23 protein-coding genes are annotated in these 25,934 nt (G+C 65.6%); 12 read left to right on the top strand and 11 right to left on the bottom strand.

All coding sequences use genetic code 11. The features are described from left to right. The first annotated feature begins 7 nt into the window (after positions 1 to 7). From IE191_RS17960 to IE191_RS17945, 4 genes are all read left to right on the top strand, one after another. Positions 8 to 1,156, top strand: a complete 1,149-nt coding sequence (locus IE191_RS17960) for an NAD-dependent epimerase/dehydratase family protein (protein WP_191325761.1) — start codon at positions 8 to 10, stop codon at positions 1,154 to 1,156. Between the two features lie 97 nt (positions 1,157 to 1,253). Further along, positions 1,254 to 1,973 carry an MFS transporter gene (locus IE191_RS17955; RefSeq protein ID WP_191325760.1) on the top strand — a complete coding sequence of 240 codons (720 nt, stop codon included), beginning with the start codon at positions 1,254 to 1,256 and terminating at the stop codon, positions 1,971 to 1,973. After that, positions 1,943 to 2,485, top strand: coding sequence for an MFS transporter (locus tag IE191_RS17950; RefSeq protein ID WP_191325759.1), 543 nt, complete (start codon positions 1,943 to 1,945; stop codon positions 2,483 to 2,485). Before IE191_RS17955 ends, IE191_RS17950 begins: the two co-directional genes overlap by 31 nt. Before the next feature lie 159 nt (positions 2,486 to 2,644). Further along, positions 2,645 to 4,114 (top strand): aldehyde dehydrogenase family protein, encoded by a 1,470-nt coding sequence (locus IE191_RS17945; protein ID WP_191325758.1) that lies wholly within the window; start codon positions 2,645 to 2,647, stop codon positions 4,112 to 4,114. Between the two features lie 293 nt (positions 4,115 to 4,407). On the opposite strand, the gene IE191_RS17940 is transcribed toward IE191_RS17945, so the two are convergent. The 3 genes from IE191_RS17940 to IE191_RS21165 all read right to left on the bottom strand — a co-directional run bounded on the left by IE191_RS17940 (position 4,408) and on the right by IE191_RS21165 (position 7,418). Further along, complete coding sequence (locus IE191_RS17940; protein ID WP_308432942.1) at positions 4,408 to 5,634, bottom strand: CaiB/BaiF CoA transferase family protein; 1,227 nt, start codon at positions 5,632 to 5,634, stop codon at positions 4,408 to 4,410. Positions 5,635 to 5,838: 204 nt separating this feature from the next. Continuing rightward, the gene (locus IE191_RS17935; RefSeq protein ID WP_229815599.1) at positions 5,839 to 7,020 is read right to left on the bottom strand and encodes a thiolase family protein; all 1,182 of its coding nucleotides are present in this window, start codon (positions 7,018 to 7,020) and stop codon (positions 5,839 to 5,841) included. Then, on the bottom strand, positions 7,017 to 7,418 hold the full coding sequence (locus IE191_RS21165; protein WP_229815598.1) for a Zn-ribbon domain-containing OB-fold protein: 402 nt from the start codon (positions 7,416 to 7,418) through the stop codon (positions 7,017 to 7,019). Before IE191_RS21165 ends, IE191_RS17935 begins: the two co-directional genes overlap by 4 nt. Positions 7,419 to 7,791: 373 nt before the next feature. Between IE191_RS21165 and IE191_RS17930 the strand changes: the two genes are divergently transcribed. The 4 genes from IE191_RS17930 to IE191_RS17915 are packed head-to-tail and all read left to right on the top strand — an operon-like array spanning position 7,792 to position 11,580. Then, complete coding sequence (locus tag IE191_RS17930) at positions 7,792 to 9,261, top strand: aldehyde dehydrogenase family protein (protein ID WP_229815596.1); 1,470 nt, start codon at positions 7,792 to 7,794, stop codon at positions 9,259 to 9,261. A gap of 21 nt (positions 9,262 to 9,282) precedes the next feature. Then, positions 9,283 to 10,269 (top strand): alpha/beta fold hydrolase, encoded by a 987-nt coding sequence (locus IE191_RS17925; RefSeq protein ID WP_191325755.1) that lies wholly within the window; start codon positions 9,283 to 9,285, stop codon positions 10,267 to 10,269. 13 nt (positions 10,270 to 10,282) lie between these two features. Beyond that, positions 10,283 to 10,744: a VOC family protein gene (locus IE191_RS17920; RefSeq protein WP_191325754.1), complete on the top strand. Its 462-nt coding sequence runs from the start codon at positions 10,283 to 10,285 to the stop codon at positions 10,742 to 10,744. Between the two features lie 44 nt (positions 10,745 to 10,788). Continuing rightward, positions 10,789 to 11,580 carry an enoyl-CoA hydratase/isomerase family protein gene (locus IE191_RS17915; protein ID WP_191325753.1) on the top strand — a complete coding sequence of 264 codons (792 nt, stop codon included), beginning with the start codon at positions 10,789 to 10,791 and terminating at the stop codon, positions 11,578 to 11,580. 53 nt (positions 11,581 to 11,633) lie between these two features. On the opposite strand, the gene IE191_RS17910 is transcribed toward IE191_RS17915, so the two are convergent. The 5 genes from IE191_RS17910 to IE191_RS17890 all read right to left on the bottom strand — a co-directional run bounded on the left by IE191_RS17910 (position 11,634) and on the right by IE191_RS17890 (position 18,105). Then, positions 11,634 to 12,563 carry an electron transfer flavoprotein subunit alpha/FixB family protein gene (locus IE191_RS17910; protein ID WP_191325752.1) on the bottom strand — a complete coding sequence of 310 codons (930 nt, stop codon included), beginning with the start codon at positions 12,561 to 12,563 and terminating at the stop codon, positions 11,634 to 11,636. Between the two features lie 79 nt (positions 12,564 to 12,642). Next, complete coding sequence (locus tag IE191_RS17905; protein ID WP_191325751.1) at positions 12,643 to 13,389, bottom strand: electron transfer flavoprotein subunit beta/FixA family protein; 747 nt, start codon at positions 13,387 to 13,389, stop codon at positions 12,643 to 12,645. 12 nt (positions 13,390 to 13,401) lie between these two features. Then, positions 13,402 to 14,916, bottom strand: coding sequence for a class I adenylate-forming enzyme family protein (locus IE191_RS17900; RefSeq protein WP_191325750.1), 1,515 nt, complete (start codon positions 14,914 to 14,916; stop codon positions 13,402 to 13,404). Positions 14,917 to 14,953: 37 nt separating this feature from the next. Beyond that, complete coding sequence (locus IE191_RS17895; protein ID WP_191325749.1) at positions 14,954 to 17,161, bottom strand: acyl-CoA dehydrogenase family protein; 2,208 nt, start codon at positions 17,159 to 17,161, stop codon at positions 14,954 to 14,956. A 77-nt stretch (positions 17,162 to 17,238) separates the two neighbouring features. Then, positions 17,239 to 18,105: an SDR family NAD(P)-dependent oxidoreductase gene (locus tag IE191_RS17890; RefSeq protein ID WP_191325748.1), complete on the bottom strand. Its 867-nt coding sequence runs from the start codon at positions 18,103 to 18,105 to the stop codon at positions 17,239 to 17,241. 400 nt (positions 18,106 to 18,505) lie between these two features. On the opposite strand from IE191_RS17890, the gene IE191_RS17885 reads away from it, so the two are divergent. Next, the gene (locus IE191_RS17885) at positions 18,506 to 19,036 is read left to right on the top strand and encodes a TetR/AcrR family transcriptional regulator (RefSeq protein WP_229815602.1); all 531 of its coding nucleotides are present in this window, start codon (positions 18,506 to 18,508) and stop codon (positions 19,034 to 19,036) included. Positions 19,037 to 19,241: 205 nt separating this feature from the next. Next, complete coding sequence (locus tag IE191_RS17880) at positions 19,242 to 20,726, top strand: aldehyde dehydrogenase (protein WP_191325746.1); 1,485 nt, start codon at positions 19,242 to 19,244, stop codon at positions 20,724 to 20,726. A 13-nt stretch (positions 20,727 to 20,739) separates the two neighbouring features. Here the strand turns inward: IE191_RS17880 and IE191_RS17875 are convergent, their stop codons facing one another. From IE191_RS17875 to IE191_RS17865, 3 genes are all read right to left on the bottom strand, one after another. After that, complete coding sequence (locus IE191_RS17875) at positions 20,740 to 21,969, bottom strand: MFS transporter (RefSeq protein ID WP_191325745.1); 1,230 nt, start codon at positions 21,967 to 21,969, stop codon at positions 20,740 to 20,742. Between the two features lie 76 nt (positions 21,970 to 22,045). Continuing rightward, positions 22,046 to 23,440: an amidohydrolase family protein gene (locus IE191_RS17870; RefSeq protein ID WP_191325744.1), complete on the bottom strand. Its 1,395-nt coding sequence runs from the start codon at positions 23,438 to 23,440 to the stop codon at positions 22,046 to 22,048. Positions 23,441 to 23,604: 164 nt separating this feature from the next. Beyond that, positions 23,605 to 23,748, bottom strand: a complete 144-nt coding sequence (locus tag IE191_RS17865; protein WP_191325743.1) for a hypothetical protein — start codon at positions 23,746 to 23,748, stop codon at positions 23,605 to 23,607. 47 nt (positions 23,749 to 23,795) lie between these two features. Here IE191_RS17865 and IE191_RS17860 point away from each other — a divergent pair, with 47 nt between their 5' ends. Then, entirely contained in the window at positions 23,796 to 24,443 is a 648-nt protein-coding gene (locus IE191_RS17860) for a TetR/AcrR family transcriptional regulator (RefSeq protein ID WP_191325742.1), read from the top strand. Continuing rightward, the gene (locus IE191_RS17855; protein ID WP_191325741.1) at positions 24,427 to 25,749 is read left to right on the top strand and encodes a CoA transferase; all 1,323 of its coding nucleotides are present in this window, start codon (positions 24,427 to 24,429) and stop codon (positions 25,747 to 25,749) included. The genes IE191_RS17860 and IE191_RS17855 overlap by 17 nt, the downstream gene beginning before the upstream one ends. The last annotated feature ends 185 nt before the right edge of the window (positions 25,750 to 25,934 follow it).

The raw sequence follows: 25,934 nt of genomic DNA, 5'->3' as shown, positions 1-25,934 counted from the left end.
GCGGCGCATGGACGTTCTCGTAATCGGCGGCACCGGGCAGACTGGCCCGCTGGTCATTCAGGGGCTGGTCGATCGAGGCCATGCGGTCACGATCTTGCATTCCGGCCGGCATGAGCCGCCCCTGCCGCCGATCGAGCATATCCATGCCGATGTACATTTCGCCGAAACGCTCGCCCCCGTGCTGGAGGGGCGCCGCTTCGATGCCGCCATCTGCATGTATGGCCGCGCGCAGATCATCGCCGATGCGCTCAATGGCAAGATCGGCCGGCTGATCAGCATTTCAGGCGCGCGCTACTATTATGGCCGGCCAGACGATCCGCGCTGGGGCCCGATCGGCGCCTGGGTGGCGGATGAGCAAAGCCCGTTTTCCGACGACGCAGAGCTCGACCGCCTGGGCAGCCGCGTCTTCGCTACCGAGCAGGCGGTCATGGCGCACCACGCCGCCGGCGATTTCGACGTCACGATCCTGCGCTTTCCCGGCATCTACGGCCCCGGCTCTATCCTGCCGGCCGACTGGGGCTTCATGCGGCGCATCCTGGACGGCCGCACCTCGCTGCTGATGCCCGACGGCGGCCTGATGCTCCGGTCCCGGGCCTATCGCGACAATGCGGCCCATGCCGTCCTGCTGGCGATGGATCATCCGGACGCGGCCCGCGGGGAAGTCTTCAACGTGGCCGACGATCCGCCCGAGCTGAGCCTGGCGCAGACCATTCTCGCAATGGCGCGGGCTCTGGGGCGCGAGATCGATTTCGTCGACTGCCCCGGCTGGCTGGGCCACCGGATTTATGGCGGCCAGATCGGCTTCCATCGCCTGCTGGACACGACGAAAATCCGGCAGCGCCTTGGCTACCGGGACAAGGTGCCACTGCTCGATGCGCTTGCCGAAAGCGCCAGATGGTGGCGGGACAATCCGCCGGAGCGTGGCGGCGAGGTCGAGCAGAAGCTGGGGGATGCGTTCGACTATGCGATGGAGGACCGGCTGATCGCACATCTGCTGGGCTCTGCGGCTTCGCTCGACGAACTGGCCGTTCATGTGACCGAGTCCGCACATCCGTTCCGCCACCCCAAACGGGAGGGCGAAGTCTGGACGCGGGATTCGTCGGCGAAGCTGATGAACACGCCGTTCCGCTACCCCTATGCGTTGCGCCGGGCTTGAGCGGAGCGCGACCGGCCCCTGACATCGCCTGCCGTCGGCGCGCAGGTAGCTGTTCTGGGCTGCAGCGGAGGCCAATCGCAGCAAGGAGCAGCGCGTCGTGAGGGAATCCGTAGACCGCTTCGCCGTCCAGCGCGAATGGCGCGCGCATTGGCCCGTACCGATCGCGGCTGCGGTAGCGGTGATGACCAGCCTGACCCATTTCGCCACCCTCGGCGTGTTCCTGCCGGCGATCGAGGCGGAGACGGGCTGGTCCCGCTCGGGCCTCAGCTTCGGGATGCTGCTTTTCAGCATCGAAACCATCGTTGCGGCGCCGTTCGTCGGGATGCTGGTCGATCGGTTCGGGCCGCGCCGCATCGGGATTCCGGGCCTGGCATTGTACCTTGCGGCAGTCGCCTTGCTCCGACGCACCGGGCCTTCCATCTGGACCTGGTGGGCGGCATGGATGCTGCTCGGCATCGGCGGATCGCTCGCCATGTTCAACGTCTGGACCACTGCCATCTCGCGGCACTTCGACTCCGCGCGGGGCATGGCGATGGGTATCGCGCTGGCGGGGCCCAGCATGGCAGCGATCGTGATGCCGCTCCTCGCCACCGCGGCGTTGCACTATGCGGACTGGCGCACGGGCTATGCCGTGATTGCGCTCGTGCAGGCGTTGATCACCTTCCCGCTGTTCTGCGCTGGTTCACCGATGGCGATGCGCCTCAAGCCCCCGCGCCCTCGACTTCGGGCGGCGCTTCCGCCGCGGTGCTCAAGTCCCGGCTGTTCGCGGGCTTCGCCCTGCTTTGCTTGGTTACCTTCCTGCCGCTCAGTGCGCTAAACATTCACTTCGTCCCGATCCTCCGGAACGGTGGCCTCTCGGCGGAATCGGCGGCGGGGCTTGCCGCACTTTTCGGCGTCGCTTCGCTGATCGGGCAGGTCGCATCGGGCTGGATGCTCGACCGGTTTCCCGCACAACGGGTGTTCGCCACATTCCTGCTGCTGGGTGTGCTGGCGATAGGCATCTTGCTGACTAGGCCCTCGATCGTGGGCGGCACAGTCGCCGCCGTTGCGATGGGGCTGCTATGCGGCGCCGGCCCGGCCTGCATAGCCTATCTGTGCTCGCGCGATTTCGAGCTTCGGTTCTTCGGCACGGTACTGGCGACGCTCGGAGGTGTGATGAGCCTGAGCGCCGGTCTCGGCTCCGCGGTCGCCGGCGCCATGTTCGATCGCGCCGGAAGCTATGTGCCGTTCGTCATCGGCACATTGCCAATGCTGGTATGCACAATCCTTTTGAAGTTGACCCTTGGACGGTCGGCACCGACCGGGTCTTCGCCCCCTGCAGCATCGTAGAACTAGATGTAATTGACACATTCGTCAACTTGGCGGAGGGTGTCCGACGATCACACATGACCCGTGCTGTCCCGACTCGCGACTGCTACGCACCGGACGGGAAGCGCGACACAAAATGTAAATAACGTCCATCAGACATTGAGAGGATCAACCTTGGCTATGCGCATCATCGATCGCCCCCTCGTGGAGCAACAAATCCATCTCCACATCGGTGGAGAACCGCGTGCAACCGGCTCCGGCGGCACGCATGAGCATCTGAACTGCTTTTCGCAAAAGCCGCAGGCACAGGTGCCGCTTGCCGGTGCTGCTGAGATAGACGAGGCGGTTGCGTTGGCCGTGGCGGCACAGGAGGGGTGGCGCCGCACCGCCCCTGAGCTGCGTCGCGACATCCTGCTCCGTTTGGCCGACCTGATCGAGGCGCATCGCGAGGCGTTCATCGAGGCGGGATGCCTCGATAACGGTTTCACCCGGCCGGCTGCCAGCGGCTGCGTGGACATCGCGGTTTCCTGGACACGCTATTATGCCGGCTGGTGCGACAAGCTGGGCGGCGAGCTGACCAGCACGCTGGATACACGCGGCGAATTCGGCTTCACGATGCCCGAACCGATCGGTATCGTCGGGATCATCATCACCTGGAACGGTCCGCTGATCTCGCTGGCGATGAAGGTGGTGCCCGCGCTGGCCGCGGGTAATTGCGTGGTCTGCAAGCCCGCTGAGCTCAACGCTTTCGCGCCGGAGATCTTCGCACGCCTGTGTAAGGAAGCGGGGGTTCCGGACGGCGTGCTGTCGATCCTCCACGGGACCGGAGATGCCGGCGAGGCGATCATTCGCCACCGTAAGATTCGCAAGGTCAGCTTCACTGGCGGCCCGATCACGGCCCGAAAGATCCTCACGGCTTGCGCCGAGCAGATCAAGCCCAGCGTGATGGAACTGGGTGGCAAGTCTGCCAACATCGTCTTCCCCGACTGCGACCTGGACCGGGCGGCGGCGATTTCCGTCGGCAGCGTCTTCTACTTCGGCGCCGGCCAGGGTTGCGCGCTGCCCACGCGCGCGCTGGTGCATGCCGACATCTACGACGCGTTTGTAGCCAAGGTGAAGGCATTGATGGAAACGCTCCGTTGCGGCGACCCGGCGGACCCTGCCACAACCATCGGCCCGGTGATCAACACCGCCGCTGCGGTGCGCATCGAGGGCATGTTCGATCGCGCGCGCAGGGATGGGGCGGCGACCTTCCTGCTCGGTGGGCGTCGTGCCGGCGGCGACCTCGAAGGGCTTAACTTCGTCGAGCCGACGCTGATCGTCGATGCCGATCCCGCGCACGAGATTTCCCAGGTGGAGATCTTCGGTCCGGCGCTGATCATCGCCAAATTCCATGACGAGGATGAAGCGGTCGAGCTTGCGAACAACACCGAATACGGCCTCGCCGCCTTCATCCAGTCGAACAGCGTCGAGCGTGCGCTGCGCCTTTCCGAACGCCTGTTCGCCGGCTCGGTCTATGTGAACAGCGGCGTGCAGATCAGCGTGCAGACGCCGTTCGGAGGGATCGGCATATCCGGCTTCGGCAAGGAAGGCGGCCGTGCCGGCATCGACGAGTTCGTCCACTATAAGGCGGTCACCGTCAAAGGCTGAGCGGCCGAACCACACCCCCTCCGCTGGTCGCGGCGTGCCTGGCCAAGCTGTTCCGGGACCAGTGGCTGGCGGCGTGGGGCGATCGCTGGCTGATGCAGCTCCGCAGATACCGGTCACCTACGTCATGGCGCGATTCTGGCTGCTCCGTGGCAGGCGCGCTTTGCTGCACGCGCGAACGCTGAGCGAAACGTCTATCTGGGTTGCGGGCATCTGGGCATGAACACGTGCCCGTTTTTCGTTTGGCGAGATACTCTCACTAGCCGCGGGCCTTGCGGCCCGCGGCGAACATCCGCTCAGGCGATCGCCTTCCTGGCCTTCAATGCCTCGATGCGATCCCAGTCGAGCCCCAGCTCCATCAGTACGATTTCGGTATGCTCGCTGGCCTCCGGCCCGCGGACATTCCGCGCCGGCGCGCCGTCGAACTGGACCGGGTTGGCAACGAGCCGGATGGGCGGTCCGCCATCGGCCGATTCCACCGAATAGATGAGGTCGTTTGCCAGAACCTGCGGGTCTTCCGCGACGTCGAGCGGCGTCTGGTAAATCGCCCATTGGCCGCGCATCGTCTTCAGTCGCTCGCGCCAATAGGATAGTGGCCGGGATGCAAATGCGCCGACGATATGGGGGACGCACTGCTCGGCATTTGCCATTAGCGCTTCGACCGTCGCGAATCGTTCGTCCTCCAGCAGGTGTGCGAGGTCCAGATGCTCGAAGGTATCCTGCATGTAGGGACCAGGCTGCAGCACCGTCAGGTTGATCATGCGCCCGTCCTGGGTCGCATAGACGCCCATGAACGGGTTCTGGGTGCCTTCCACCACCTTGCCGTTCTGCGGCAGCGGATTGGTGAACGGAACGGCGCCGATCTCCATGGCCACGTCGGTGCTCATCGCGGTGGCCCACACCCCGGAAGAAAGCAGCGAGACGTCGACTTCCGTGGCTTCGCCGGTGCGCTGGCGGTGGAAAAGAGCCGCAGAAATGGCGCCGGCGATGAACATGCCGCCGATCGTGTCGCCATAGGCCGGCCCGGGCATCGCCAGCGGTGCCTCCAGTTCCTTCGGCGTGACCAGCGTGGCAGAGCCGCCGCGGGCCCAGAACGCGCTCGCATCGAACCCGCCATTGTCTCGCTCGGGGCCCTTGTTGCCCAGCGCCGAACCGCGCACGTAAATGATGTTGGGATTGGCCTTACGGAGATGCTCGACGTCGATCTTCAGCTTCTGCCGCGCAGAGGGCAGAAAGTTGGTGAGGAACACGTCGCAGGTCGCGGCGAGCGCGTAGAGCAACTCCACCCCCTCATCGACGGCGATGTCGATGCCCACGCTCTTCTTGCCGCGGTTCGGGTGATGCATCGTGGTCGCGCGCTGCGGATTGACCGCCCAGCGCTGCAACACCTTCAGTCCACGCTGTGCGTCGCCGCGCACGGGGTGTTCGATCTTGATGACTTCGGCGCCCCAGTCAGTGAGGACCCCGCCAGCTGCCGGCACGAAGGTAAACTGCGCGACCTCGAGGACGCGAACGCCTTCCATTACAAGAGTCATGGCATCTTTCTCCTGAAGAGCGGGACCCGCCGGATGGTGGGGCCGCCCAGCACATCGATGGTTTTCGGCACGTTCCGGCGGTGCGCCCGTGTCTCGCTTATCCTGCAGAAGGCCGTACTTATTGACGGTTTGTCAAGTATCGTGCGGCGACCTCCGCATTTTGCCGCCGCACCGGTGGCGGTGAATACCGGACTAGTCGCGCGTGAGGAGGATCGCGCCGCCGGGCGCGCCGCCCCCGGTGGAAACGATGGCGACCTCGGCGCTTTCGACCTGCCGGTTGCCGCCTTCGCCGCGTAACTGCACGCAGGCTTCGTGCAGAAAGGTGTAGCCCTGCAGGCGCCCGGCGGAGAGTTGGCCGCCATGGGTGTTGAGCGGCAATTCGCCGTCCAACGCGATGCGGCTGCCGCCTTCCACGAAGCGACCGCCTTCGCCGATCGGACAGAAGCCCAGTAGTTCGAGCCAGCTCAGGCAGTTGAACGTGAACCCGTCGTATAGTTCGGCGACATCCACGTCGGCGGGCTTGAGATCGGTGCGCTTCCAGAGCGATTGGGCCGCGCCGCGGGCCAGAACCAACTGATCGAGCCCGCCATTGTTCCAGCTCCACGGTTCGACCAGCCTTGTCCCGACGGCCTCGATCCGCACGGGGCGCTTGCGCGTGTCGCGCGCGGCATCGGCCGCCGACACGATCACCGCGACCGCGCCGTCGCAGGGCACGTCGCAATCATATAGGCCAAACGGCGTGCTGATCATGCGCGCCGAAAGATAGTCCTCCATGGTCAGCGGATCGCGAAAGATCGCGGCCGGGTTGCGCCCCGCATTGGCGCGGGCGTTGATGGCGATCGCACCCAGTTGCTCGCGCGTGGTGCCATAGCGGTGCATGTGGAGGTTGGCGTAGAGCGCGATCCAGTTTGCCGGGGAAAACGCGCCGAAGGGGACCATCCACTGGAAGTCGCCTTCGATTCCCGCTGTTGCGGACTCCCCATGGGCGGCGGGAGTTTGGCGCTGCTGCGCGGTGGATTCCCAGGTGCAGCGAAAGACGAGGACGTGGCGGGCCAGGCCCGCGGCGACCGCGAGCGCGGCCTCGACGAGCGCGCCGGTCTGGCCGCCGAATTCGTGGCCTGAATTGAACCAGCGCGGTCGAACGCGCAGCACGCGTTCGACATCGGCAATGCCTGCGCCGGAATAGCCGTTAAGGGTGAGCGGGCCCGGATGGGAGGACAGGCCGTCGATGTCGGCGCGTTCCAGCCCGGCGTCGGCCATGGCGGCAATACAGGCATCGATCGCCAACCCGACCGGATCGACACCCAGCCGGCGTCCGATCCGCGACTGACCGATGCCGGTGATCCGGACCTTGTCTTCGAACTTGCGGATCATGGCCGCACCGGCGCGAAAAGGGGCAGGTAGGCGGGGCCTTGCTGTTCGAAGACGACGCGTACCGGCAAGCCGAAAGTGACCTCGGCTGGATCACAATCGATGATTCGGGTGGTCAGCCGCACATAAGGCGCTTCCTCGATTTCCACGATCGCGATCACATAGGGCGGAGGGAAATCGGGGTGCCACGGGTGCATGTTGACAGTGTGGGTCGCTACCGTTGCGCGGCCGGAGACGTCCACAATCTCCAGCGTTTCGCCCAGGCACGCGGTGCAGCGCGGCTGTGGCGGATGAACATAGGTCCGGCAGGCCGTGCAACGCTGGAAGCGCAGCCTGCCCTGTGCGCCGCCCGTCCAGAAAAATGCTGTTTCCGGCGTGATGGCCGGATAGGGTTTTGCCATTGGCGACCTCCCTCTCCTCACGGCGGCCGCGTCCTGCATCCGCTCGTCGTTGTTGCGTTGACCGGCTACCACGTTCCGGAAATGTGGCAGCATCGCCACGTTGGTTGACTATGGTGTCAAATTCACCTCTTATGCAAGCGGAAGCGCGGAGCCACACCCTGTGGTCCCAGAGGGTGATGAAGCAAAACATAACAAGGTGTCAAAAATACTGTGTTACTAGCGGCCTGGGGATCGGCGCACCCGCCGGAGCCAGACGGGATCGTTTGGCGCGCGCGGAATGGCGGTTCCGGGCGACAGCCGATGGACGGACAATTTGGAATGCGCGACGGGTCGAACAGCTCGCGGCACCAGTGGAGAGGAAGCAGCAATGGAAATGGTGGCAACCCTTCAATCGCTCTACATCGATGGCGAGTGGGCGACCGCCAGGGATCGCGACGTCATCCTCAATCCGGCCGACGAGTCGGTCTTGGGGGAGGCGCCGGTCGGCAATGCCGGGCATGTCGATGCGGCCCTCGCCGCCGCGCATACGGCCTTTCACCACGGGCCATGGCCCCATTTGTCGGCCAATGAGCGCCAGGCCAAGCTCACCGCCTTCCTCGACGCGATCGATCGCCGCTCGGGTGAGATTATCGACCTCATCGTCGCAGAAGCCGGGTCTACGCGCGGGCTGGCGCAGTTTCTCCAATATGCCACGCCGATGAAGCACGCGCGCACGACGCTCGACGTGATGCTGCGCCCGGCGCAGACTGCGTTGCCGATCGATCTGACCCCTGCAGCCGACGGCTCGACCATGCTGGGCGGCCATGTGCTCTCGCGCGAACCGGTGGGTGTCGTATCCGCGATCACGGCGTATAATTTTCCGTTTTTCCTCAACATCGGCAAGATCATCCCGGCCATGGCGGCCGGTTGCACGGTCGTCCTGAAGCCTTCGCCCTACACGCCGTTCGAGGCGCTGATCCTGGGGCAGATCGCCGAGGAAGTCGGCCTGCCGCGCGGTGTGCTCAACATCGTGACCGGCGGTGCCGATGTCGGCGCGGCGCTGACGACCGACAAGCGTGTCGACCTCGTTACCTTCACCGGATCGGACACGGTCGGCGCCGCCATCCAGGCCCAGGCCGCGCCCACGCTCAAGCGCGTGCTGCTCGAACTGGGCGGCAAATCGGCGCTGATCGTGCGGGCCGATGCCGATATCCAGCAGGCGGCAATGGCGGGCGTGATGGGTTTCACCATCCATTGCGGCCAGGGATGCGCGCTGACCACCCGGCACATCGTCCACAACGCGATCAGGGCGCGCTATGTCGAGGCCGTCAAGCAGATGATCGGCGCGATGAAGATCGGCAACCCGAGCGATCCCTCGGTGCAACTTGGACCGCTGATCCGCGAACAGGCGCGCACGCGCAGCGAAAGCTATGTCGAGATCGCCAGGGCCGAGGGGGCGCGGCTGGTCGCCGGCGGCAAGCGGCCGGCCGGCTTCGACAAGGGTTTCTTCTTCGAGCCCACACTGTTCAACGATGTCGACAATGCGCATCGCATCGCCCAGGAGGAAGTGTTCGGACCGATCGGGGTGGTGATCGGGTTCGACACCGACGAGGAAGCGATCCGGATCGCCAATGACAGCAACTTCGGCCTGGGCGGCGGCATCTATTCGCGCGATGCGGGCAAGGCCTATGCAATGGCGCTGGCGATACGGGCGGGTGGCGTGGCGATCAACGGCGGTGCCGGTACCATGTCGAGCCACGCCCCCTTTGGCGGGATCAAGCGCTCTGGCTATGGCCGCGAATATGGCATCGAAGGCCTGAACGAGTTCACCTATATGAAGTCCATTTCCTTCCACGCCGCCTGACGCCGGGCGGGAGGACGTATGATGCCCGATGCAGTGGCTGTCCCGCAGCGCGACTTCGCCCCCTTCGCGGAGGAGGGCGTGGTGGCAGACATCGGCGGGGAGCGACCTTTGTCAGCATGGCTCCGGGCGGCTTGGGGATCTCCCGCCGAAGTGCGTGCAGTCGAGGTCGAGGGGGCGATCGTGCGCTATCGCGGATGGGGGCTCGATCAGACCGACAAACCGGGGCTGATACTGGCGCACGGCGTACTTGCCCATGCCCGCTGGTGGGATCATATCGCGCCGCATTTCGTCGGTCGCTACCGGGTGGTCGCCCCCGATTTCACCGGCATGGGCGATAGCGGCCGTCGACCGGCCTATTCGCGCGCGCAATATGCCCGGGAGCTGATCGCCGTCGCCCGCCATGCTGGGTTGCGCGACGTCGCATCCGTTGCGCACAGCTTCGGTGCGACGCCGGCGCTGCATGCGGCGATGATCGAGCCCCGCCTGTTCCAGCGCGTGATCGCGATCGATGCCCGGGTATTTCACGATCATACCGGCAAGGAACTGCCGCGGCAGGAGGAGCGCAGCTATGCGACGCTCGACGAGGCGCTTTCGCGGTACCGGCTGATTCCGCCGAGTGCGGGCGTCGATCCAGAGATATTGGCCTATGTCGCGCGCCATTCGGTGCTTCGGGGCGACGATGGGCGCTGGAAGTGGAAGTTCGATCCGGCGACCCTCGTGCCGAACGATCGAGCGGGGATGGTGCGGGAGATGTCGTTCCGGCGGCTACCCGTCGATCTGATCCGCGGCGGCGCCAGTGCGTTTCTCACGGACGAGCATATCGCCAGTTTCCGCCGTCACATGCCGGCGTGCGGCGACCCGGTGGAAGTGCCCATGGCCAATCATCATGTCCTGCTCGAACAGCCGGTCGCGCTATTGGCGGCGATCAACGGGTTGTTGTCGCGGCCGCATCCGGAGGAGGGAGGCGCGGCCGCCGTCGGAGGCCAAGAGGTGCCAAGCATTTGGTAGGAGGAGCCGCGTGATGCCCAGGCTGGAACATTGGAATGTCCGCACGTTCGATCTGCCGGCGACCATCGCCTTTTACGAGGACGTGGTCGGGCTTCGGTCGGGGCACTTTCCGGGGCGGCTGGGCAGCGGGGCGTGGCTGTACGATGATGCCGGGGTGCCGGTGGTGCACGTCGTACGGCTCGATCCGTTGCAGCGCGATCGGGAAATGGCGCGGCTTGCCGAGCGGCTGGGCGAACTGGCGAGCACGATCGATCTCGAATATGCTGGATCTGGCGTGGTGGATCATGTTGCCTTTGCCTGCGACGATCTCGTCGGAATGCGGGCGCGCATCGATCAGCATGGCCTGCCATACAGACTTGCCGAATTTCCACACCTTGGCCTTGTTCAAATCCTGGTGAACGATCCCAACGGGGTGACGCTCGAGCTCAATTTTCGCGAGGCCGCCGCACCCTCCGCGCAGGCGGCACCTGCCTGAACGACGCGCCGTCCCTCCTTTTCCTCAACACGCACGGAATTTCGATGAAAACTTACCAGCCCGACTCCTTCGAGACGATCCGCTATGAGAAAGGCACCGACGGGGTGCTTTCCATCACGCTCGATCGGCCGCAGCGGATGAACAGTTTCAACCAGCGTATGCTGGACGAGATGCATTCCGCCTGGCGGCTTTTCCAGCATGATGCCGATCTGCGCGCCGCGATCGTCTCGGCGGCGGGCGATCGGGCGTTCTGCACCGGTGTCGACGTCGTCGATTCGATCGACGAAAGCCCGGACATGCCCTTCGACGAGCGGGACCCGGGGGAGTCGCTGGGTCCCAAGCAGAATCTGGTGTGGAAGCCGGTGATCACGGCCGTGCACGGGCTGTGCGCCGGTGGGGCCTTCTATCTTCTCAACGAAAGCGACATCATTCTCTGCTCGGACGATGCCCAGTTCTTCGATCCCCATGTCAGCTTCGGTCTGGTCTCCGCCTGCGAGCCGGTGGGGGCGCTGCATCGCATGCCCTATGGCGAAATCATGCGGATGGTGCTGATGGGCAATGACGAGCGGATCACCGCCGAAACCGCCTTGCGGATCGGGTTGGTGTCGCAGGTGCTGCCGCGGGAAGCGTTGTTGCCGACCGCGCGGGCACTGGCCGCGAAGATCGCCGAAAAGCCGACCGTGGCGATGCAGGGCACGGTCCGCGCCCTGTGGGAGGCGCTGGACCTGCCCTATTCCGCGGCCGTGCAGAACGCCTACAAATATACCCAGATCGGCAACCGCATCTCGCGGCTGGATCGCGGGCGGGTCGCCAAGGCGCCCCATACCCTGCGTTGAGGCGCAGCGCTGCCATACCAGCTTTCGCGGGCGTGGCAGCGCGGACGCCGGTTTCAGAGCTTGGCGGCGATCTCCGGAACGGCGGTGAACAGGTCGGCCACCAGGCCGATGTCCGCGACCTGGAAGATCGGCGCGTCTTCATCCTTGTTGATCGCGACGATCACTTTCGAATCCTTCATGCCGGCCAGATGCTGGATTGCGCCCGAGATACCGATGGCAACATAGACATCCGGCGCGACGATCTTGCCGGTCTGGCCGACCTGATAGTCGTTGGGCACGTAGCCTGCATCGACCGCCGCGCGGCTCGCACCAACTGCGGCACCCAGCTTGTCTGCCAGCGGGAAGATCGTGCCCTGGAACGTGTCGGCGTCCTTCAGCGCACGGCCCCCGGAGACGATCACCTTGGCGGAGGTCAGTTCAGGGCGTTCGCTCTTGGCGACTTCCGCCCCTACCCAGCTCGAAAGCCCCGCGTCGCCAGTACCGGCGACCGGCTCGACGGTCGCGCTGCCCCCATGGGCCTCCGCCTTGGCAAAGGCGGTACCGCGAACGGTGACGACCAGCTTGGCGTCCGTCGACTCCACGGTTGCGATCGCGTTGCCGGCATAGATGGGACGCGTGAAGGTCTTGGGACCTTCCACCGAGAGGATGTCCGATACCTGCGCAACGTCCAGCAGCGCGGCAACGCGCGGCGCGACATTCTTGCCAGTGGTGGTGGCCGGCGCGACAAACGCGTCGTAATCGCCCATCAGCCCGGCGATGAGTGGTGCCAGGTTCTCGGCCAGCGCGTTGGCATAAGCGTCGTCGTCAGCCACCAGCACCTTGTCGACGCCTGCGATTTGCGCGGCCGCCGAGCCGACTGCGGCGACGTTGCTGCCGGCGACGAGGGCGTGCACCGCGCCCAGCTTCGTGGCGGCGGTAACGGCCGACAGTGCCGCGTCCTTGACCGCGGTGCCGTCGTGCTCAATCCAAACGAGAATAGTCATATACGTGTATCCCTATGTCGGGCGGAATCGCTTGAAGCGGCGAAGGGGCATGTGGTCGCGGCCTCAGAGCCCCTTTGCTTCAGGCGACGCCCAGTTCCTTCAGCTTGCCCACCAGGTCGTCGATATCGGCTACCTTGATGCCGGCCTGCCGCATCGGCGGTTCGGCGACGGTCACGGTCCGGAGGCGCGGTGCGGTGTCGACGCCATAGTCGGCGGGCGCCTTGGTTGCGAGCGGCTTGGATTTCGCCTTCATGATGTTCGGCAGCGAAGCGTAGCGCGGCTGGTTGAGGCGGAGATCGGTGGTGATGATCGCCGGTAGTGCCAACTGCACCGTTTCCAGGCCGCCATCGATTTCGCGCGCGACGATCACCTTATCGCCCTCGACCGTCACGGCGTTGGCGAAGGTGCCCTGCGGCCTGCCGAGCAGCGCGGCGAGCATCTGGCCGGTCTGGTTCGAATCGTCATCGATCGCCTGCTTGCCGAGGATCACCAGTGCCGGCTGCTCCTCCTCCGCGATGGCCTTCAGGATCTTGGCCACCGCCAGCGGTTCCACCGCATCATCGGTAGCGACAAGGATCGCACGGTCCGCACCCATGGCGAGCGCGGTGCGCAGCGTTTCCTGAGCCTTGGCCGGGCCGATCGAGGCAACGACGATTTCGGTCGCGATGCCCTTTTCTTTGAGCCGGATCGCCTCTTCGACGGCGATCTCGTCAAACGGGTTCATGCTCATCTTTACGTTGGCGAGATCGACACCCGTGCCATCGGCCTTCACGCGCGGCTTCACATTATAGTCAATCACCCGCTTCACGGGTACCAGAATCTTCATGAGGTCAGGTCCTTAACAACGCCCTTGCTGAGTTGCGACGATCGGCAATCCGGACGATTGCGTGGCTGCGCTCTTCAGCTTCGGCAGGTCGGGTTTGAGGGCACCGGTGCGTGGTATCTCCGCCATCACCAGCACCCGGGTCGGCACGGCATAGGCCGCGAGCTTCGTCCGCAGGAAGGCAATCACCTCGGCTTCGGTTACCGTCGCACCGTCGAGCGGCTGGATGGCCACCACCGGCACCTGTCCCAGCCGCGCATCGGGGATGCCAAAGGCGACGGCGTCGCGCACCGAAGTATGCTCCTCGGCCGCGTTCGCGATGTTCTCCGGCAGGATCTTGAAGCCGCCGCGGTTGATCGCCTGATCCGCACGGCCGCGCAGGAACAGGAAATCGTCCGCGTCGATCGCCGCGAGATCGGTGGTGCGGATCCAGTCCGGTCCGACGAGCGCGACGCGCGCTTCGAGCAGCCCGGTTTCGCCGCGCGGCACTTCGGCGCCGGTTTCCGGATCCACCACGCGTAGCTCGACGCCCGGGATGGCACGGCCTGCGCTGCCGGCCTTGGTCGAACCGAACTCTTGCGCAAGCGCGGGGCTCCAGCTTGCTGCGGTCCCGGCGATTTCAGTGCAGCCATAGCCCCAATAAATCGGGATGCCGTAGCGCGCCTCGAAGGCCTGTTGGACCTCCGGTGCGAGGGGCCCGGCGCCGCCGAACACGGCGCGCAGGCTGCCAAAACGCTCCTTGGGCACTTCCTTTTCAAGAAAGGCGTGGATCATCGGTGCGAACATGATGAGCGTATCGGGGGCGCAGACGTCGAGTGCCGTCAGCCAGCTTTCCATCTCGAAGCGTTCGAGCAGATAGACGCAGCCGCCGCGCGCAATGCTGCCGAGAAACTGGATCAGGCCGCTGATATTGCTGATCGGCGTGAACGCAAGATTGGGGCGGACCGGGACGCCGGGCACGTCGGAGACCGACATCGTCGCCAGCGCACGGCTGAAGATTTGCGCGCTGACCTCCACCAGCTTGGGCTTGCCCGTCGTGCCGCTGGACAGCACGGAAATCGACATCGGCTGCGGTTCGCGCGCCTGGTGCGATGCCCCGAGCACATCGAGGCCCGGAATGACCGATAGGTTCAGGCTGGCGCGGTCCGTGCAGCTAATGCCGATCGTCCCCGCCTCGCGGGCGGCATCGATCGCCTGCTCGGTCCAGTCTTCCGCCAGCGCGACGACCGCGGCGAGCCCCAGTTTGCGGATGTCGTTGGCAACGCCTTCCAGCGATTGCAGTGTATAAATCATCACTACCGGCCGGTCGCTCCGCGCCGCCGAGAGCAGTGCTGCGGCATGGGGAGGGTTGTTGCGGCAGACGATGCCGATCGGCAGCCCCGCGCTCACGCCTTTGGCGGCCAGAATGGCCTCGAGCGCATCGCCGAAGCCGCGTACCTCGCGCCAGCTATGGCTGGTGCCCTCGAACCAGATCGCCAGCGCATCGTCCGGCTGCGCCATCGCCCGATCCAGATTAGGGTTGATGCTCATCCAATTCCCCACATGCGTTTGGCTGTCGTCGAAAGAGCTAGCGGCTGCGCGGCAGGCCCAGGAATACCTCGGCGATCTGCGACCGCTGGATCTCGCTTGAACCCGCATAGACCGTGGCGACCTGCGACTGGCGGTAGAGGCGTTCGAGGATTGCCAGCTTTCCCTCTCCGTTCGGCAGGCAGTCCGGCGCCGTCATGTCCATTAGGTCCGCGAGCACCTGCTGCACCATTTCGGAGTAGAACAGCTTGCTCATCGGGCCATAGCCGGTGCGGCCTGCTTCGGGATGGCTGAGCGCATGCCAAGTCGCACGGTCGGCAAGGAGGACACCGGCCTGCGCCTGCAACTCGAACAGGCCCAGCCGCCGCCGCACATCCTTGCTTTCAATGCGCGGCTGGCCGTTTTGACCGGGCTGCGCCGCCCATTCGAGCAGCGCGGGCAGGGCGCGGCGATCGCCGGCCCCGAAGGCACCCAGTTGCTCGAGTGTGAGCGCCCATGTCATCACCTTTATGCCGTTGTGCGCCGGCCCGATGCGCCAGCGATCGTCCACACGAACGTCCGTATAGAAGGTAGCGTTCGTGCGCTCGTCCATCACCGTGTGGATCGGGTGGACCTCGATGCCTTCGGCCGACATCGGAATGAGGAACAGGGTCAGGCCGCGATGCTTGGTGCTGCCCGGCTCGCTCCTGGTCAACAGCAGGACATAATCGGCGAGGTTGGCACCCGTGGTCCACATCTTCTGCCCATTGATGATCCAGCACTGGCCCGCTTCGTCCCAGCGCGACTTCGTCTGGCAGCCGAAGATGTCCGAACCGGAACCCGGCTCCGAATAGCCCATGCAACACAGCGCTTCGCCGGCGGCCAGCCGCGGAACGACGAGTTGTCGCACTTCGTCGGTGGCGAACTCACGCACGATATGCCCGACCATGTTGGTGACCGATTGCGCGTGTCCAGGATAGCCGAGCTCATCCCACACGCGCAGTGCCGCCAGCATCGCCGTCGCCGCGGTGCCCCGCCCGCCCCATTCAGTCGGCCAGTCGGCGAAGAGCAGTCCCGCCCGACCCAGCGCTTGGGCGATTGCGGGCACATGGCCATCATAGGAATCAGGCAGGGTCGCCTGCAGCTCTGGGGTCATCAGCGGTTCGAGGATCGCGCGCGTCTCGGCAGTGATGTCGATCGTTTCCTGATCCATACCGAACGACAGCGGGCAGGGACCTCCATCGGGCAGGGCCGTGCTGGCACCGCGCCACATCCGGTCGGCGACGCGGATCATTTCCTCGTTGGGATCGCCCAGCAGCAAGGGCAGCGCCTTGGCGTGTCGGAAATAGACCTGCGCATTATGCTCCAGCGACAAGCCATAACCGCCAAAGGTATGCAGCGCGCGCCGCGCCGTGGCATCGGCCGTCTTCGCACTCCACGCAAACGTCATGCTGATCGCGGCGGCGGCTTCGTCACTGCCCTCGCCAAGCAGCCAGGCCGTCCACCAGCCGAGCAGGCGAGCGGCCTCGTTGTCGACAGCCCGGTCTGCCAGCGGATGCGCGATCGCCTGGAAGCTGCCGATCGGCCGGTCGAACTGAAGGCGCTCATTGGCATGGCGTGATGCCATTTCGAGCATGGCGGCGGAGATGCCCCACAGTGCCGCCGAGACCAGCAGTTTCCATTCTTCGATCGCAGCAGAAAACAGCGCGACCGCCGGTTCGCCGCGGGCGAGTTCGATCTCCGTCTCCCCCGTTTCGGTTAGCCGCCCCAGCGCCTGGTCGGCATGGTCCGCCTTCACCGGCGCGAGCGGCCCCTGCCGCAGGTACACGCCGTCACCTCGACGGAACACGACGGCGTCGCATGCACCGCCGAACGCGACGAACTGCTCCGTTTTGGCAGCGAGATCGTGCAGGGCGAGGGTCACGACTGCCTCGCCCGCGCCGATCCTCTCGACCCAGGTTGCCGCGCCGTCCGCGTGCGATCGGCCAAGCAGCGACGCTGCAACGATCGTCTCGGCGAGCGGAAGGCGCGGTACGTGGCGGCCCACCTGCTCCATCGCCAGCATCACGTCGAATAGAGGCGAGCCACCCTGATCGGGTGGCAGCGACCGCATCGTCAAAATGCCCATCTGGGCAAGATGCGCGTACAGGGTGCGGTCGACGGTTCCCGGCTCCAGATTGCGCAGGCGGTCGACCCCGCCCGCGCCTGTAAGAAGCTTTTCGACCATCGAGACCAGCAGGTTGTTTTCTTCACTCAGATCGAGATTCACGGCCAGTTCTCCACGGTCCGTTCCTGTGTCCTCAGCGTTGCCGGTCACGCTGGCCGGCGACTATAGCGGAGGGCGGATCAGTCTTTGCGCTCGAGCCGGCGCAGTTCGGATTTCTTGCCGGTCGTGCCGTGGTGCATGCCGGTCACCTTGGCCCAGGCTCCGCCGCGTTGCAGCCGGACTTCCATTCCGCTGTCGCTGGTCGCGCCGCCATCGACGAGGATCGTCTGACCGGTGATGAAGCGGGCTTCATCGCTGGCCAGGAACACCGCCGCGGCCGCAATGTCGGTGGGCATACCATGATCCGGCCAGGGCTGTCCCTTGGAAAGCCGGGCAGCCGCCTCGACCGGGTCCTGGCCGCCGATTTCGGTAAGGATCGCACCGGGGGCGATGGCGTTGACGCGGATGCGGTGGGCGGCGAGATCGACCGCTGCCACGGTCGTCAGATGCGCCACCGCCGCCTTGGCGACCGAATAGGGGCGAGGGCCTGCACCGCCGACGAGGCCGGCGGCGGACGAGGTATTGAGGATCACGCCGCCGGATCCTTGCGCCTTGAACTGGCGAACCGCGTGCTTGAGCCCGAGAAAGGGCCCCTTGACCAGGACGTCGAAGGTGCGATCCCAATCCTCGGCCGCGACTTCCTCGAGCGGGCCGAGTGCTCCCGGGATGCCGGCGTTGTTGAACATGATGTCGAGTGTACCGAAGACGTCGGTAGCGGTACCGATCATGCGTTCGACATCGGCCTCATCCGTCACGTCGGTCGTCACGAAGCGAACGCGGTCGGCAAAGCCGAGTTCTTCGGCTAGCTTGAGAAAGGCATCGCCGCTCGCCGGGTTAACGTCGGCAACGACGACCTTCGCACCTTCATTGAGAAAGCGCACGCTGCTGGCGCGCCCGATGCCGCTGGCCCCCCCCGTGATGACAGCAACCCTATTTTCGATCAGCATTGCATTTCTCTCCTGATGCGATGATGCCGCCCGCCGCCTATCATTGTGAGCAGTCATTTCCGGCGCTGACAATCCGCTGGCCAAGGACGACCCGGCGCGTCGACTGGCGCTGAACTGAAAGCACAAGTTTGACACCTATGTCAACTAAGTCGATCCGCTTTGTGCTGACCTGAATCGGGTGGGGTATTCGGCGGCTTGCGGGAGAGGGGCAGGGTTGTACGGTCAGGGGTCCTACGGTATCGGATTCCCCAGTTTTACTACGAGGCGGGGTTTGACGCAGAAGCGGGAGGCGGGCTTGGCAAGCAGGCCTGTTAAAACCGGGCGGTCAGGGGGGGCGCTCGGGCGAAAGGGGCTGGAGACCCGCGCCCGGCTCCTGCAGGCGGCGACCAGATTGTTGCAGGTGCAATCGGCGGTTTCGCTTACCGCTACCGCCATCGCGCAGGAGGCAGAGACCTCGCTGGCGACTCTCTATGTCTATTTCGGCGACGTCAGCGACATCCTGTTCGTCTTGGCGGAGGAGGCGAGCGCAGCGATCACCGACGTTCTCGCGACGCTCGAGGCCTGGGACCCACGGGGTGACAATACCGGGGGCGCTCGGTGCTTCCTCGATGCCTATCGTGCCTATTGGACCCGACACCACGCGGTACTGGTGCTACGGAACATGGAATCCGATCGCGGCGATGCGCGCTTCGCAGACATCCGCAAGCGGGCAGGCGTGCGGATCGTGCGCGCGCTTGCCGGCAAGATTCTGAGCGGTCATTCGGGCGCGACCCTCACCGATGAGCAGGCGATGGCGCGGGCGATGGTGCTCTTCGCCGCGATTGAGCGTCTCGCGGTTCGCGAGATGCTTTATGACGACGAAGGACCTGAGATTCAGGAGGCCCTGCATGAGGCGCAGATCGGTATCCTGAGCGAACTGGTTTCCGCGTAGCGTTCGTCGCTGACCCTCGTGGTGCGGCGGATTGGTCCATTGACGCCTCGCACGGTAATTTCTACACAGGTGTCAAATTTCGTCGACCAGACCCTTGTCGCGCCATCGGTGGAAGGATTGCGCAAGACCTTCTGTCTGGATCGTCGGACTACGGGAAGCTCCGTGCCGGCGCGCCCGGGCTCGGCGGCCCTCATTGGAGAGAGTGATGTCTTCGACCACCAGCCGTGCGATCAGCCTTAAGCATCCGGACCGGTTCTTCATCGACGGCGCTTGGGTCAAACCCTCCTCTGATGCCACGTTTGCGGTGCTCGACAGCGCGACCGAGGAAGAATGCCTGCGGGTGGCCGAGGCGCAGTCCGCGGACATGCAAAGGGCGATCTCCGCCGCGCGCCGCGCTTTCGACGAGGGCCCCTGGCCCCGGTTGTCGCCCGCCGAACGCGGCACTTATTTGCGGCGCATCGCCGACGCCTGGGAACGGCGCGCCGGCTCGCTCGCGCATAGCTGGATGGTCGAGGCGGGGGTGGTGCACGGCATGGCCGCCACCGCCGCGCCGGGCGCCGCGGCGGTGTTCCGCTTCCACGCCGATCTTGGAACGAGCTATGCTTGGGAGGAGCCGCGCACCACGCGCGGCGGCACTCCGGCGTTGGTGGTAAAGGAGCCGGTCGGCGTCGTAGCGGCGATCGTTCCGTGGAATGCGCCCGCGTCGCTGCTGACGCATAAGGCAGCGCCGGCGCTGATCGCGGGCTGTACGCTGGTACTGAAGGCATCGCCGGAGGCGCCTTCGGCGCTCTACATGTTCGCCGAGATCTGTGAGGAAGTGGGCCTGCCGGCGGGTGTGGTCAACGTCGTGACGGCCGATCGGCAGGTGTCCGAGGAACTCGTCCGGCATCCGAGCATCGACAAGGTGAGCTTCACCGGGTCCACGGCCGCCGGGCGGAGGATTGCGGCGGCCTGCGGTGATCGCATCGCTCGTTTCACGCTGGAGCTCGGCGGTAAGTCCCCCGCGGTCATTCTCGACGATTACGATATTGCCAAGGCTGCGGCCGAAATCGCCCTGTACGCGCCGATGGCGACCGGCCAGGTCTGCGCCTCGCTGACGCGAATCATCGTCGATGCGCGGCGCCACGACGCGCTTGTCGATGCACTGGCTGCGGAATTCGCTCGCATTCGGATCGGCGATCCGTTCGAGGTCGAAACACAGATGGGGCCGCTTGCCCTAGACCGGCAGCGGGATCGGGTGGAACGCTATATCCGGCAGGGCCAGGCGGATGGTGCGCGGCTGGCCTATGGCGGCAAGCGCCCGGCGGAGATGAACCGCGGCTATTATATCCAGCCGACCCTGCTCGCGAACGTCGACAATGGCTCGGCGGTTGCCCAGGACGAGATCTTCGGTCCCGTCATCTGTGTGATCCCGGCCACGAGCGAGGTGCATGCCGTCGCCCTCGCCAACGACACGATCTATGGCCTGAACAGCGCCGTGTTCACCAACGATCCCCAGCGCTACTATGCGGTCGGGCGGCAGATGCGGGCGGGGACGGTAGGCCATAACGGCTTCAAGCTGGACTTCTCGATCGGCTTTGGCGGGTTCAAACAATCGGGCATCGGCCGGGAGGGCGGCTTGGCCGGGCTGGGCGCCTATCTTGAGCCAAAGACGATGATCTACGACCCGCAGACGATCGCCGCCGGCTGAGCGGCCATCCAGGTCAGCCGGGATCCAGATTATCCGGCAACGCGGGAAGCGGTTGCAACAGCGCCAGCAGCGGGGTGGCAAGCAGGCAATAGCCAGCCACCAGGATCGCGGTTCCGGTGCCGATCCGGTCGGCAACACTGCCCCAAACATAGCTGCCAGCCGAAAGCCCGCCAAAGGCGCACATTTGGTACAACGAATGGCAGCGCCCGATCGCATCCTGCGGCGCGTACATCTGGATGGTGACGCTGATGGTGGACATCCCGCTGACCCAGCTCAGCCCGGCGAGCACCAGGAACGGAAGGTCCAGGGCGAGTTGGTTCTGGTATGCCACGCCGATCATGGCGGCAGCAAAACCCAGGCTGGCAATGCCGAACAGGCCGTCCGGACCGAGAAACTGGCGCAGTTCGGTGACGATCAGTGCACCGAGGATCGAGCCGACGCCGAACGCGCCCACCACGATGCCGAAGGTCCGTGCATCGCCGTGCAGCAGGTCCCGTGCCACCAGCGGCATGGTTGACCACAGGCTTGCCGTGAAGATCGAGAACAGTGTGATGCGGCACAGCGGACGGCGTATCGCCGGCTGCCCGATGGCGATGCACACCCCCCGCCAAATCGATCCCCAAAAGCCCTCCCGGGCAGCGGGCCGCCCCCCGTCGCGTTGCGGTCGCCACCGTAGTAGCACGAAGATCGTTCCCATGTACGAAACGGCGTTGATCACGAAATTCGCGGCGGGGCCGGCAATAACCAGCAGGCTGCCGCCCAGCGCCGGACCGATGCTGCGCGCCGTATTGAAGCTGAGCGAATTGAGAGCGACTGCCGCCGGCAGATCCGCCATTGGCACCTGCATGCGCAACGATGCCTGCCAGGCCGGCGTGTTGAGCGCTGTGCCGGTGCCGACCACCAGCGTGAGCGCCAGCAGTCCCCAGGGCGTGATGCGACCGAACAGAGTGAGCAGCGCGAGCGCCGAGGAGGCGAGCAGCATCAGCGCCTGCGCGGCGAGCATCGTCTGCCGCTTGTCGAGCGCGTCGGCGATCGCGCCGGCGATCAGCGAGAACATCATGAGCGGCAGCGTGGCGGAGGCCTGTACCAGGGCCACCATCTGCTTGGACGGCGTCAGCGTGGTCATCATCCACGCCGCACCCACCGACTGGATGACCGAACCGAAGTTCGACACCAGGATGGCAATCCAGATCTGGCGAAAGGCCGCGTGCCGCAACGGCGAGAAGGAACGCGAAAGGGCCATGCGGCGGCGATCAAACCCCATCTGACGAGAGTGTCAAGCCGGGAGCGCATGCCGCGATCGGTCGACGGCGCTGCGGTCAGTCGCCGGACCGGGGCGTGGCAGGTGCGGGATCTTGATGCACGCACCTGCCGCCGACGATGGTCGCGGCGACCCGGGCGTCGCCCAGATCCGCGCGGACCACCTCCCAGTCCTGCGTCAGCAGGCACAGGTCGGCGGGCGCGCCCACCGCCACGGTCCGCTGACGGGACAGCGCCATCGGATCGGCGAGGAACAGGCCCAGCGCTTCCTCCGGCGTCAGCGCCTCGTGAAGGCTCAGCGGCACCCCTGCGGCAGTGCGGCGGGTGACGGCGGCTGCCATCGCTGCCCAGGGGTCAGCCATGCCAAACGGCGTGTCGGTGCCGCCGGCAAGGGGTACCCCTGCTGCCAGGAACGATCGCAAGCGATAGAGATGGGACCATTCGCCGGGCGCGATGTCGGCGAGATAGGCGTCGCCGCGCTCGGCCACGAAGTTGGGCTGGGAGACGACGCTCAGGCCCAGCGCGGCGATTTGCGTGACCAGTTCGTCTGTTGCTACCGAGGCATGCTCGATCCGGTCCTGCGCGTCCGGCCCCGCCTCGCGCAGCGCGGCCAGGGCGAAGACGAGTTCGGTTTCGGTCACGCAGTGGATGGCCACCCCCCGCCCGACGCGATGGGCCTCGTCGATGGCTCCGGTCAGTGTATCGTAGGCGGGCAAATGCGCCTCGTGGAGATGGACCTTCAGGGGGCCGACGGCGACCCACGGATCGGGGGCCATGCCGGCAAGCGTGGCTCGCCCTGCCACCGTCACGCGCTGTGCAAGGGTGCCCTCCCGGCGGAGCGCCGAAAAGCGGGTGGCATCCGCCGGTTCGTTTTCCGGGTTCATGTCCGTCAATCCCGTCACGCCCCAGCGACTCCAATTTCGCGAGACCAGGCTCAGATCTGGCGGCATGCCGTGCAGCGCGTCGCGCAACCATCTGTCCGCATCGAACAGCCAGCCGGTGACGCGATCGAGCGCGGGCGGCGGTTCGCGGCCCGCCAGCAACAGGTCGAGACCGACGCTGTTGAAGATCCACATCCGGCCCGAGCGGTGCTGCAGTCGCACCGGCCGATCGGGCACCGCTGCGTCCAGCCAGGCGCGATCGATCCTCCCCGCGACACTTTCGTGATAGCCGATGCCACGCAGCCAACCGCTCCCGGCGGCGCCGGCGAGCGTATGGAACAGCCCGGCTTCGTCGGTTACCTCCGAGGGGCCGCAGCGGACCGAGGCCAGCGTTGCCGCGGTTGCGGCGATATGGACGTGGTGGTCATGCAATCCGGGCAGCAGCAGCCCACCGCGGGCGTCGATGTCGCCGCCGCGGCTGGGCTGGTGGTCGACTAGATCGGCGATCCGCCCTTCGTTAAGGGTAACGTCGACCAGGCGTCCGTCGAACAGGCGGGCTGCAGTGATCAGCATGTCATTTAGCTCTAGACCTTCGCCTTGCGTACAAACTGTTCGGCACTGGCGAGCAGGTATAGCGGCAGCGGATCGAAAATGCGCCACGTGCCTTGCTCGCGCTGCCGATCAGCGATTTCGCATATTTGCGCTCGAGCAGCGTCGCCAATTGAACGGTGCCAGAATCATGTGCCAATCGAGGTGGCTATCGGCAGGCCGGTGCGCTCGTGATTGAATTCCGCAACATCCTCGCGCGAGGGACAAACGGATGCATGGAACAGGTCGGGCGGGACCAGTTCGCGCACGTTGCCAAATTTCAGGTTTGCCATATTCATTTTTCCCGGTCTGGCGCGTTGGATTTTGGTAGATAACTCTAATGAAATTGGATCAATCGGAGGAGCGTCGGTCCAAGCCGCATGCGGAGGGCAAGGCGCCTGGCCAGTTGATTCGCCAGTCGCAGAAGCACGCCACCCGTAGCGCGATCGTCCGCGCGGCGAGAGCCTGTTTCCTTGCGTCCGGGGTAGCGAAAGCCAGCTTTGACGAGGTCGCGGAGCCTGCGGGGCTCAGCCGCGCTACCGTCTATCTGCATTTTTCCAGCAAGGATCAACTCCTGCTGGGGATGTTAGGAGAGGATTGGGACGCACGGTGTGCGCTGTTCGCGTTGTTGCAGGCGAACGCGATATCGCCAGATGCTTTTGCCCTTTGGCTACGTGAGGTCGTCGCGCGATATCAGGCCCGACGCGGATCGATTGGCCTTTACGCCCTTGCCCTCGCGCAAATTCCCGATCTGTCCGACTGTATCGTCGCGCAGCGCGATCGGCTGATCGCAACGCTAGGCGCACGCTTTCCAGCCTTTGCCATCACGGCTACCACGCCGATGGAAAAGCAGGTGGATGTCCATTTGATGATCGTGCAGATCGAACATGTCTGCCTGATGGGCGTGCGTGGCTATACGCAAGACGCCGTAGAGGCCGGTATTGCGCTGGTCAGCCGCCGTTTGGCCGATTATGTCGCCGCCGGCTGAACCGGGCGACGGCGGACTTGCCCGCACCTACGCGCAGGTCTTGCTGGCTGCGTTCGGGATCGGCGGCGCCGTGGCGCCTGACGGTCTCCATCCGGCGCTGGCGTGGCGGCGTTCGGGACTGATGGCGGTCACCGGGCGATCGGACGGACCCGCGCGCGTGGTGCCTGCAGCGTTGACAGCCGCCGCCGATGGTGCGCTGGCCGCGCTGCGGGCCCTCGCCCCCAGCGCGCGGCTGCCCAATAACGGCTGGGCGTTACCGGGCGAGCGGGCTCGCCTGCTTGGGCTGGGGCGACATGGAAGCGTGTCGGCCAACGAAACCTGCCATCTGTTGGCGGCGAACGATGGCATATTGGCGCTGAACCTGGCTCGGCCGGACGACTGGACGCTTCTACCGGCGCTTTTCCGGACCTCGAGCGTCGACCGATCTGTGATCGGGACTCTGGTCGCGGAACAGCCGGTGGTGGATTTGGTCGCTCGGGGACGTGAACTGGGTCTGCCGATCTCGTCGGCTGCTGCGGTGCCGCGGGCGCCCGCCATCCCTATCCAGGTCAAGCAATTCGCCGAACCGCGTGCCTCGACCGCACGGCCGCTGGTCGTCGACCTGTCGTCGCTCTGGGCCGGCCCGCTTGCCGGTGCCTTGCTGGCCCTCGCTGGCGCCGATGTCATCAAGGTGGAGAGCAAGCACCGACCCGATGGCGCACGGGGCGGCAATTGCGCGTTCTTCGATCTGCTCAATGCTGGGAAGCGCTCGGTCGTGCTCGATTTCGGTGACCTGCAAGATCTGGTGTTGCTGCGCACGCTACTATCGCGGGCGGATATCGTGATCGAGGGGAGTCGCCCGCGCGCGCTCGCGCAATTGGGAATCGACGCGCAGACCGTAGCGCAGGGCGGTGCCACCTGGTTGTCGATCACCGCCTATGGCCGCGAGGGCGATGCGGCGCACTGGGTCGGATTTGGCGATGACGTCGCCGTCGCCGGCGGGCTGGCGACCGCGATGTCGGAGGGCTGGGGCGAAGTGCTCTTCGCGGGAGACGCGATCGCCGATCCGCTGACCGGGATGGTCGCAGCGCTTGCCGGCTTGGCAAGCTGGCGCACCGGCGGTGGGCGGCTAGTTTCGGTTCCGATGGTATCCGTGATTGGCCATGCGCTTGCCTTGTACCGGCCCGGAGCGGACGAACGCGCACAGTGGCAGGTCATGGCCGAAGCCGACGATAAGCCGCTGGTCTCGCTACGGGTTGCGCCGGGGCGGGCGCGCCCGGCGGGTGCGGATACAGCATGGGCGGGGGCGACCTTCGCATCGACCTGAACGACAGCACCATCCCGCCCGACAAGCTCCATGGTATTAGACATATGTCTGGCGAAGTCGCAAAGGAGAGGGCGGGCGGGGATGATCGACTTCACACTGAATTCCGCATCAGCGCGCTCGAGCCGTCGCGATGTGGGGTGAACGCGACGATGTCGAAGCCGAGGCATAATCGGCAGCTGATGGCG

This window comes from Novosphingobium pokkalii, assembly GCF_014652855.1.
Taxonomy (GTDB): Bacteria; Pseudomonadota; Alphaproteobacteria; order Sphingomonadales; family Sphingomonadaceae; genus Novosphingobium; species Novosphingobium pokkalii.
This window is presented reverse-complemented; position numbering and strand designations above follow the sequence as displayed.

Bases quoted from the DNA above. Each gene is read 5' to 3' on its own strand.
- IE191_RS17960 (WP_191325761.1), top strand. From the start codon at position 8: ATGGACGTTCTCGTAATCGGCGGCACCGGGCAGACTGGCCCGCTGGTC.
- IE191_RS17945 (WP_191325758.1), top strand. From the start codon at position 2,645: ATGCGCATCATCGATCGCCCCCTCGTGGAGCAACAAATCCATCTCCAC.
- IE191_RS17940 (WP_308432942.1), bottom strand. From the start codon at position 5,634: ATGGAAGGCGTTCGCGTCCTCGAGGTCGCGCAGTTTACCTTCGTGCCG.
- IE191_RS17935 (WP_229815599.1), bottom strand. From the start codon at position 7,020: ATGATCCGCAAGTTCGAAGACAAGGTCCGGATCACCGGCATCGGTCAG.
- IE191_RS21165 (WP_229815598.1), bottom strand. From the start codon at position 7,418: ATGGCAAAACCCTATCCGGCCATCACGCCGGAAACAGCATTTTTCTGG.
- IE191_RS17930 (WP_229815596.1), top strand. From the start codon at position 7,792: ATGGTGGCAACCCTTCAATCGCTCTACATCGATGGCGAGTGGGCGACC.
- IE191_RS17925 (WP_191325755.1), top strand. From the start codon at position 9,283: ATGCCCGATGCAGTGGCTGTCCCGCAGCGCGACTTCGCCCCCTTCGCG.
- IE191_RS17920 (WP_191325754.1), top strand. From the start codon at position 10,283: ATGCCCAGGCTGGAACATTGGAATGTCCGCACGTTCGATCTGCCGGCG.
- IE191_RS17915 (WP_191325753.1), top strand. From the start codon at position 10,789: ATGAAAACTTACCAGCCCGACTCCTTCGAGACGATCCGCTATGAGAAA.
- IE191_RS17910 (WP_191325752.1), bottom strand. From the start codon at position 12,563: ATGACTATTCTCGTTTGGATTGAGCACGACGGCACCGCGGTCAAGGAC.
- IE191_RS17905 (WP_191325751.1), bottom strand. From the start codon at position 13,389: ATGAAGATTCTGGTACCCGTGAAGCGGGTGATTGACTATAATGTGAAG.
- IE191_RS17900 (WP_191325750.1), bottom strand. From the start codon at position 14,916: ATGAGCATCAACCCTAATCTGGATCGGGCGATGGCGCAGCCGGACGAT.
- IE191_RS17890 (WP_191325748.1), bottom strand. From the start codon at position 18,105: ATGCTGATCGAAAATAGGGTTGCTGTCATCACGGGGGGGGCCAGCGGC.
- IE191_RS17880 (WP_191325746.1), top strand. From the start codon at position 19,242: ATGTCTTCGACCACCAGCCGTGCGATCAGCCTTAAGCATCCGGACCGG.
- IE191_RS17875 (WP_191325745.1), bottom strand. From the start codon at position 21,969: ATGGCCCTTTCGCGTTCCTTCTCGCCGTTGCGGCACGCGGCCTTTCGC.
- IE191_RS17870 (WP_191325744.1), bottom strand. From the start codon at position 23,440: ATGCTGATCACTGCAGCCCGCCTGTTCGACGGACGCCTGGTCGACGTT.
- IE191_RS17865 (WP_191325743.1), bottom strand. From the start codon at position 23,748: ATGGCAAACCTGAAATTTGGCAACGTGCGCGAACTGGTCCCGCCCGAC.
- IE191_RS17860 (WP_191325742.1), top strand. From the start codon at position 23,796: ATGAAATTGGATCAATCGGAGGAGCGTCGGTCCAAGCCGCATGCGGAG.
- IE191_RS17855 (WP_191325741.1), top strand. From the start codon at position 24,427: ATGTCGCCGCCGGCTGAACCGGGCGACGGCGGACTTGCCCGCACCTAC.